Annotated in this window: 8 protein-coding genes; 3 read left to right on the top strand and 5 right to left on the bottom strand. The window is 44.6% G+C overall.

Annotation, left to right across the window (positions count from 1 at the left end):
• The 3 genes from Q0R35_RS05400 to Q0R35_RS05390 form a co-directional block, all read left to right on the top strand.
• Positions 1–539: response regulator transcription factor (locus Q0R35_RS05400; RefSeq protein WP_295615069.1), on the top strand; the 539-nt coding region annotated here is incomplete at its 5' end.
• 252 nt (positions 540–791) lie between these two features.
• A complete protein-coding gene (pyrF, locus tag Q0R35_RS05395) occupies positions 792–1532 on the top strand; it encodes an orotidine-5'-phosphate decarboxylase (RefSeq protein ID WP_295615068.1) in 741 nt (246 codons plus the stop codon).
• A gap of 102 nt (positions 1533–1634) precedes the next feature.
• A complete protein-coding gene (locus Q0R35_RS05390) occupies positions 1635–2927 on the top strand; it encodes a pitrilysin family protein (protein ID WP_295615067.1) in 1293 nt (430 codons plus the stop codon).
• 123 nt (positions 2928–3050) lie between these two features.
• On the opposite strand, the gene Q0R35_RS05385 is transcribed toward Q0R35_RS05390, so the two are convergent.
• From Q0R35_RS05385 to Q0R35_RS05365, 5 genes are all read right to left on the bottom strand, one after another.
• Positions 3051–3338: a DUF5340 domain-containing protein gene (locus tag Q0R35_RS05385; protein WP_295615066.1), complete on the bottom strand. Its 288-nt coding sequence runs from the start codon at positions 3336–3338 to the stop codon at positions 3051–3053.
• A 30-nt stretch (positions 3339–3368) separates the two neighbouring features.
• Positions 3369–4253: an indole-3-glycerol phosphate synthase TrpC gene (gene trpC, locus Q0R35_RS05380; protein WP_295615065.1), complete on the bottom strand. Its 885-nt coding sequence runs from the start codon at positions 4251–4253 to the stop codon at positions 3369–3371.
• A gap of 188 nt (positions 4254–4441) precedes the next feature.
• Positions 4442–5422, bottom strand: a complete 981-nt coding sequence (holA, locus tag Q0R35_RS05375; protein ID WP_295615064.1) for a DNA polymerase III subunit delta — start codon at positions 5420–5422, stop codon at positions 4442–4444.
• Positions 5423–5606: 184 nt separating this feature from the next.
• Entirely contained in the window at positions 5607–6743 is a 1137-nt protein-coding gene (locus Q0R35_RS05370; protein WP_295615063.1) for a pentapeptide repeat-containing protein, read from the bottom strand.
• Positions 6744–6807: 64 nt separating this feature from the next.
• Complete coding sequence (locus Q0R35_RS05365) at positions 6808–7995, bottom strand: FAD-dependent oxidoreductase (RefSeq protein WP_295615062.1); 1188 nt, start codon at positions 7993–7995, stop codon at positions 6808–6810.
• Between the last annotated feature and the right edge of the window lie 157 nt (positions 7996–8152).

Raw genomic sequence — 8152 nt, 5'->3', positions numbered from 1 at the left:
GCCGTCTTCGGGCGACCAGACCGGGACAATTGGTACCATTTATCTTTTTAACCGCCAAAAAAGATCTCGAAGACCGCATTCAAGGTCATTATATCGGGGCTGATGACTACATTACCAAACCGTTTGAGCCGTTAGAACTGTTGGCAAAAATTGAAGCGCAACTAGAACGCTCGCGTCGCATTCACTCAGAAATGGTGCGGTTGATGCAAAAGGTTCCTGAAGATAGCGACTCTGGTAGTGAATATGGCGATAGTTCCTCGGATTCGATCGTCCAAACCAAAGACCCAGAACCAGGAGAAGATTTACCATTAACTCCAGCCGAAGCACGGGTATTCTGGGAAGTAATTCAAGGTTTGACTAATAAACAAATCAGTCAGCGGTTATTTATCAGCCCTCGCACCGTTCAGACGCATCTGAGCAATATTCTGACGAAGTTAAATCTCGAAAATCGATCGCAGTTGGTCAGATTTGCCTTCGAGCATGGCTATCGTCCACCCCAGACTCAAGAAGAACAAAAAGCCGCTGAAGCCAGAGGCTAGGCACTCGTAGATCGCCATCGATCGCCAAAACAATCGGGTAGGGGTAATTCATAAATTACCCCTACCCGATTGTTTTGGCAACATTAGATCCTGCCGATCGGTAATGCTGCTTTTACAGTTAAACTTGAAAAGTACGATTGTTAAGCTGTCAACTAGCCTCATCTCACCACATTTTGAAAAATAGTGACGACAGATGAGATGACAGGCTCCAGGTACAGACAGGTTTTCCCAATCCAAAATCCAAAATCCAAAATGGCATCAGACGATCGAGCTTATCTTTCGCAAAAAAATATCGACCCCAAGGAAAGACCGATCTTTGCGCTAGACGTGCAGAGCAAGGAACAAGCGCAGCAAATTGTCGAACGACTCGACGATGCGATCGTGTTTTATAAGTTAGGGCTAGAACTATTTTTAGGCGGAGAATACTTTGAAACGATCGATTGGTTGCTAGCGCGCGACAAAAAAGTGTTTGTCGATCTGAAATTTTTTGATGTACCGCAAACTGTCGGCGCGGCGGTCAAACAACTTACCAATCGCGGTATTAGTTTTGTCACTGTACATGGTAACGATGAAATTATGCGCGCCGCCGTGCGGGAAAAACAAGACTTAAAGATTTTAGCAGTGACAGTTTTAACTAGTCTCGATCGCGGCGACTTAAACGACCTAGGGTTCGAGTGCGATCCTGACGCGCTAGTGCTGTCTAGAGCCAAGCGTGCGATGGCGATCGGCTGCGATGGTGTGATTTCGTCCGGACGCGAAGCTAAGGCGTTAAGGGCCGATTTAGGGGCGAATTTTTTGGTGGTGACACCAGGAATCAGACCCGTCGATAATACCGAAGCACCAGACGACCAGAAGCGAACTGTAGATGTTAAAACCGCATTTTTGAATGGAGCCGACTATATTGTAGTGGGACGACCGATTAAACTCGCTCCCGACCCTTATCTAGCTGCTTGTGAAATTCAGCAAACAATTGCCGAACTTTTTGCCCCATAGAGCATAAATATCACCATCGATCGATGTCAGGGGATTCTGAGGAGCCAAATATGCTGTAGCTTGGATTGTAAAGCTTATATTTAGTATCTAGCATTATCCCCAATGATTAATCCCGCCGTACACCGGAGCCAGTTAGCCAACGGTATTATAGTTTTGACAATTCCCAACCCTAGTGCGGATATTGTCTCTGGGAGATTTTTTATTCCGGCGGGGAGTCGATGGGAAACACCAGCACGGGCGGGATTAGCCCAACTATTAACATCGGTAATTACCAAGGGGACAGAACGGTTGTCGGCTCTAGAAATTGCCGATCGAATTGAGTCTGTGGGTGCGGGATTGGGTGCGGATACAACGACCGATTATATTAAATTGAGTCTCAAGACTGTTAAAGCCGATTTGGTCGATATCTTCAAATTAGCTGGTGAAATTCTCCGCAGTCCTAATTTTCCTGAAGCACAAATCGAACTCGAACGCAAACAGATTCTGCAAGCAATTCGATCGCAGACAGAGCAACCATTTAATAATGCCTATCGCCAATTGCGGACGGTTTTATACGGCGAACATCCTTACGCCCGATCGACTTTAGGTACCGAAACGACGATCGCCCAAATTAGCCGTCAGGACTTAGTAAACTACCATCAGACTCATATCCGACCCGATCGACTAATTATTAGCCTTGCAGGACGAATTACCCCCGACGAGGCGATCGATTTAGTCACTCAAGTCTTTGGCGATTGGAGCATTCCTGAAATCGCGCCGCCAACTCTCGATCCTTACAGCGTTACTACCCAACCCCAATATCAATTCGAGCATCAAGCTACCCAACAGGCGATCGTCATGTTAGGCTATCTCGCCCCACCAATCCAAGATCCCGACTGCATCGCGCTCAAATTAATCGATAGTTATCTGAGTAATGGCATGTCCAGCCGCTTATTTGTCGAGCTGCGCGAAAAACGCGGACTCGCCTACGATGTTTCGGCATTTTATCCCACGCGCTTGGATACTTCGCATTTTGCCGTATATATGGGCACTAATCCTAGCAATACTCGCGTTGCTGTGAGCGGCTTACGTGCGGAAGTCGATAGGTTGTGCATGGAGCCGTTATCAGCGAGTGAAGTTCAAACAGCAAAAGATAAACTACTCGGACAATATGCGCTCGGAAAACAAACTAACGGACAGTTAGCACAAACCTATGGTTTGTACGAGCTATTGGGATTGAATGTAGATTTTGACTTGCAATTTAACCAAGCCATTCAAGAACTGACTTCAGCACAGTTACGCACCGCCGCCGATAAATATCTCAGCGAGCCATATATTTCGATCGTCAGTCCCGAATTTTCAGCAAGCACAGAGAGGGGAGATGGGAGATCGGAGATGGGAGATGGGAGTGCGTAGATCGTAGGTTGGGTTGAGCATCGAAACCCAACATGTCTAGGATGTTGGTGTGAGTTGGGTTTCGCTATCGCTCTACCCAACCTACTTCTTACTTCTTACTCCTTACTCCTTACTCCTTACTTCCTAATCCCTCGTCGTCACCTCATCCCTACCGACAACCGAATTAAGTGCCCAAACGTGTTCTACTTCCATCTTTTGATGGCGGCAAACATCTTCTAGCAACTTGTGTTGAGATAAAGCCTTCCGCAGCGTGACAATTAGCTGTTGCACTCGCTCCCTGACGATCGGATCGCGATCGGCTGCGACTGTTGCTTGGCGTTCGAGCACCTGTAAAATCAGTTCGTAGTGTACTAATGAGGGTAACTTAATTCGATCCATGAATATGCTTTCACCTGAGACACCGGATTGCACGGTGATATTTGAATGGGTAGATTGCAGTAGCTATGTTACAAACATATCGCCGATCGCGCGTCCGGGATCGTCCTGCTTTACTAATGATTCCCCAATTAGCACCGCATTAGCTCCAGCCTCAGTTACTATTTTAATATCTTCAGCAGTATGTAATCCCGATTCGCTGACGATCGAGATTCCCAGATCGCTAATTTGCTCTCTCCGGGAGGCTAAAAGTCTCGCAGTAGTGTCTAAATCTACACTAAAATCAGCGAGATTCCGGTTATTAATGCCAATTAGCTTCACCCCGTCTAATTTTAAGACTCGATCGAATTCTGCCTCGGTATGTACCTCGATTAGAGTTGTCATCCCCAATCCCCGCGCGATCTTCAGAAAATATTGCAAATCGACATCTTCTAGAATCGCCGCAATCAACAGCACCGCATCGGCTCCATGTACGCGTGCGTAATAAATTTGGTAAGGATAAATAATAAACTCCTTACACAGCAACGGTAAATCCACCGCTTGACGCACTGCCGCCAAATTCTCGAAACTCCCCTGAAAAAACTTGCGATCGGTCAATACCGACAAACAACTCGCCCCACCGCGCTGGTAAGATTTAGCAATCTCCACCGCATCAAAATCCGCTCTAATTACCCCTTTACTCGGACTCGCCTTTTTCACCTCAGCAATTACCGCCGGGTTCGTCTTCCCCTGCTGGATTGCCCCCAAAAAATCCAATGGTGGAGCCATTACCGCGACTTGCTTTTTCAAGTTATCGAGCGGCATTTTCTCCCGCAGCATCGGTACTTCTCGTTCTTTATACCAGACAATTTCTTCGAGAATATGCTGCGGTTGGTTATCGGGAACTATAATTTGATACTCAAGTGGGCCAACATTTACAGACGAACTAGGCGGACGACGACGAATCTTCATTTAGGTTTTAGGCTTTAGGTGTTAGGTTTTAGGCTAAATTCTGAATAATTAGTAAATTATTTTGGTGTCTGTTATTATTCTATCGATCGACACTGCGATCGCGCCGCGACCACAACAGCATCTAATTCTCCCACATCAATCCTCATCTTGATTCCCCCGCCTAAAGCCTAAAGCCTAATACCTAATACCTAATACCTAAAGATCTGACACAATTCGATCGCGTGCATTTGCAAGGTAGATGTAGTTTCACCGCCGCGTTTGAGATTAAATTCTAAATCTAGTAATTTAGGGAGACTAGCCGCCAGTCGATCGGTAGTGGTAGCTTGAAGTTCTTGCTTGATGAAAAATAGGCGTTTGGGGTTCCCCAATCCGGCGGCGGTAGCAATAACTCGATCGTCCTTTTCGCCCGCGTCTAGGAGCATTTTCACCCACAACCAGGTGCGAAATTGACCGACGAGGGTGGCAACTATTTTGAGTGCGGGTTCGTTGCGATCGATTAATTCGGTAATTAATTGCAAAGCCGTACCGACATCGCCACTGCGAATCGCGGTAGCTAATTGGAGGCTATTTTGAGTATTAGCAGTTACCAGACTAGCCACCATCGCTCGATCGATCTGCTTGCCTTCACCAGCTAAAAGCTGCAACTTAGCTAATTCTAAATACAGTTGACGGGTATTATTACCAACAGCTTCAGCGAGGAGTTCGATCGCATCTGAAGTTAATTTCAGACCCAATTCTTTGCCAACGATTTGGACTCGCTGGCTGAGTTCTGCGGTTTTCCAGGGTGAAATTAAACTAAATTCCTGAACGTTGGCATATTTCTGAATTGTTTTGGTCGATTTTAACCGTCCGTCGGGTTTATTCTTACTAGTCAGCAGCAAAATTGTAGTTGCGGGAATTTGCGGTAAAGTTCGTTCTAGTTCGGCAAGTAATCCTTCCGAACATTGCTGCATTAAAGTCGTATCCGCCAGCCAAACCAACCGTTTACCCATGCCGAATGGCGGTGTCATGGCTGAGTCTAACGCGGATATTGTCGCATCCTCGCGATCGGGCGAAATCTTTTCATAATTAAAGCTCATCCAAGCCGGATCGAGTGTCGATTGTTGAATGGCACTTACCGCTTTAACGATCGCGAAATCATCATCGCCCCAGTATAGAATGACAGTCATGGAATTAGGGAATAGGGAATAGTTTAATCTTGGCTTATTAATTATCCGTTTGGTTCAATGTATTTTTATTTTTAGTCAATTTTTGATACAAACCATCGACAATAATTGATTAAGTGAAAAATAGCTGTGTTTATTAATTTTATCATCTCACAATTTATATTCCCTATTCCCTATCCCCTATTCCCTAATCATCAAATAATCGAGCAGAGCTAACAAATAGGCGATTGGGAGTATCGCGACAACCGCCGGGAATAGTGCTACGAGATGCTTCGCCGCACCAAGCACAACAATATTGGCGTTGTTCTTCAGACATCCCGCGTACGTTGGTAAAGTCGGCATCTTCTACTACCGCGCCAGCAAATTCACCTGTAATATAATCTGGAGATCGATCGGTAATGCGGGGACTAGCAACGTCAACATCGCCATAAAAAAGTCGAGTTCCCCCAATTTCGGCACCATTTAATCGAGCCTGATAAAGAATCGCTCTAGCTAAATTAGCTTTCGCTAAATTACAGCCGCGTAAATTAGTCCGAATTAAATTAGCATCGCTGAGATCCGTCCATCGCAAATCGGTTTGTGAGATGTCCGTACCCGCCAGCATTACCCCCAAATCGATGACTCGAACGCCATAAATCCGATCTTCATCATAACCCCCACTCCCATTGAGAACCACCTTTCCCAGCCGCAAATCGCGTTGCAGGGGTGTGAGCAATTTAGATCGAGATAAAAAGCGAATTACTCGCGCTTTTCCCGCAGCATTAACACTACCGAGTAATGCTCCCGTACGTCCTACTGCAAAAGCACGCTCTTGCGGCCAATCTTCAAGAAAACCATCATCATCTAATACTAAATCCGAAATGCCCTGAAAATAATTATCGATCGTTTGTTGCTGGGTGAGAATATTTTGTTGGCGATTGAGCCGATTTTGTTCGATCGTCAAGTCGCGCGAAACGATATACTGTCGCCAAGATACCAAAGCGGCGATCGTTGCGATCGCAGTTTGTCCGAGTGCGCCACCCCACAATCCTAACGCACCTACAGCACTCCAATCAGTTCCCGCCGATAATCCGCCAATATAAGTAAAGAAGCCAAAAATCTTGAGCAAACTCAAGATAACCATTGGGATCGTAATTGCAATTACGATCCGGTTTTTTTGGGCTAAAGATAAAGATTTGGGAATTTTGGGGCGAATGCTGCGATAAATAATCGGCATGGATAATCCCAGTGAGATCGCACATCCGGCTACAGTAATACCAGTATTTTTAAAAACTATGCCACACCCGATCGCGATAATTCCGAGTAAATTTAACCAGGCTATCATTGACCCCAAATATTAAGCTTCATGGATAAATCGAGTAAACTATATTAATTATTATACTTTAATATTACCTGCCGATGAGATTAACCAGATAGCGTGCCGAACCGACAGAAAGCGTCACACCTAATCCGCCATGTCCGCTATTTATATACAAACCTTCAGTCTTTTCTGCCTTAGTAATAATTGGAAAGCTACTAGGTGTCAAAGGTCTGAATCCAACCCATTTAGTTGGAGCTATATTGCTAACATGTGGATGTATTTTTTTAGCAAAATTCTCTAGTTCGTGCCATTTATCGGGTGGAACCCGATCGTTAAGCCCGACAAAATCAGCTCCGGCTGTCGCTCGGATTGAATCTCCAGCATTAGATAGCAAACATCTTTTGCTATAGTCTGTAATTGACACGCCGCTCTGACGATTGTCGATTGAATATGTTAGGCTGTAGCCGCGAATGGGGATGATATTGCAACCTATCTCCATTTTACTTGCTTCTAGACCCGCACAGACCACAACTGAATCGAAATTATAATTAACTGCTGCTGCGGAAATACCGATCGTCACTCCATTTTTAATTAAAAGTTTCGATTGACTATTAAATAATATTTTAAACTCAGACTGATATTTAACTGTTAGGTAATTTAAAAGTTTCTTAGAAAAGTCTACCGGATCGATGTAAGCATCATTGGGTGTGTACAGTCCACCATGATATTCTCGCTCTACACGATCGAGACAAGGATCGATATTTTTGAGTTTTTTTCGCTCGATCTTTCTGGTTTCAATCCCATTTTTATCTAGAAAAGCCATCCATCTGTCGTTACCATTAAAACTAGCTGCTGATGAATATAAAACGACTTTGCCATTTTTCTGAATCTGAATGTTTGGAATATCGCGACATATTTCTGCAAATCCAGATTCGCTTAACACGCATAATTCGTGAAGCCGCTCGGCTGTTTGATAAAAAGAGCGATCGTTACAACTTCTTACATAACTATGAACCCAACTAGCATTTTTAATTAGGGTAGCCCGATCGATCGCGTAAGGAAGGTTGGTAAAAAAAGATTCGATCGCTTGCTTGAGAATAGCACGAGAAGCAAAAGGCTGTATGTATGAATAGCTTAATTGTCCGCCATTCCCAAACGAGGCTTGTTGTGATACGTCTCCATGTTTTTCAAAGATCGCGACTTCATGACCATTTTTCAATAAATAGTAAGCAGTCGTTAACCCCACAATTCCACCACCAACAATCCCAATTTTCATGTCAATCTAGTTCTACTATTACAAAAATTTACATCCTGTAATCAGATTCCCGACTTCTCTGAGAAGTCAGGGATGTAAAGGGATCGATCGAGCTAAGATAAAATCGATTGGATCTAATCTAGGCACAATCTGTTAATCTAAGGGACATTGACGATAG

Source organism: Chamaesiphon sp. GL140_3_metabinner_50, from assembly GCF_025361915.1.
Taxonomy (GTDB): Bacteria; Cyanobacteriota; Cyanobacteriia; order Cyanobacteriales; family Chamaesiphonaceae; genus Chamaesiphon.
The sequence above is the reverse complement of the archived record's forward strand: the minus strand, read 5'-3'. Positions and strand labels throughout refer to the sequence as shown.

Bases quoted from the DNA above. Each gene is read 5' to 3' on its own strand.
- pyrF (WP_295615068.1), top strand. From the start codon at position 792: ATGGCATCAGACGATCGAGCTTATCTTTCGCAAAAAAATATCGACCCC.
- Q0R35_RS05390 (WP_295615067.1), top strand. From the start codon at position 1,635: ATGATTAATCCCGCCGTACACCGGAGCCAGTTAGCCAACGGTATTATA.
- trpC (WP_295615065.1), bottom strand. From the start codon at position 4,253: ATGAAGATTCGTCGTCGTCCGCCTAGTTCGTCTGTAAATGTTGGCCCA.
- holA (WP_295615064.1), bottom strand. From the start codon at position 5,422: ATGACTGTCATTCTATACTGGGGCGATGATGATTTCGCGATCGTTAAA.
- Q0R35_RS05370 (WP_295615063.1), bottom strand. From the start codon at position 6,743: ATGATAGCCTGGTTAAATTTACTCGGAATTATCGCGATCGGGTGTGGC.
- Q0R35_RS05365 (WP_295615062.1), bottom strand. From the start codon at position 7,995: ATGAAAATTGGGATTGTTGGTGGTGGAATTGTGGGGTTAACGACTGCT.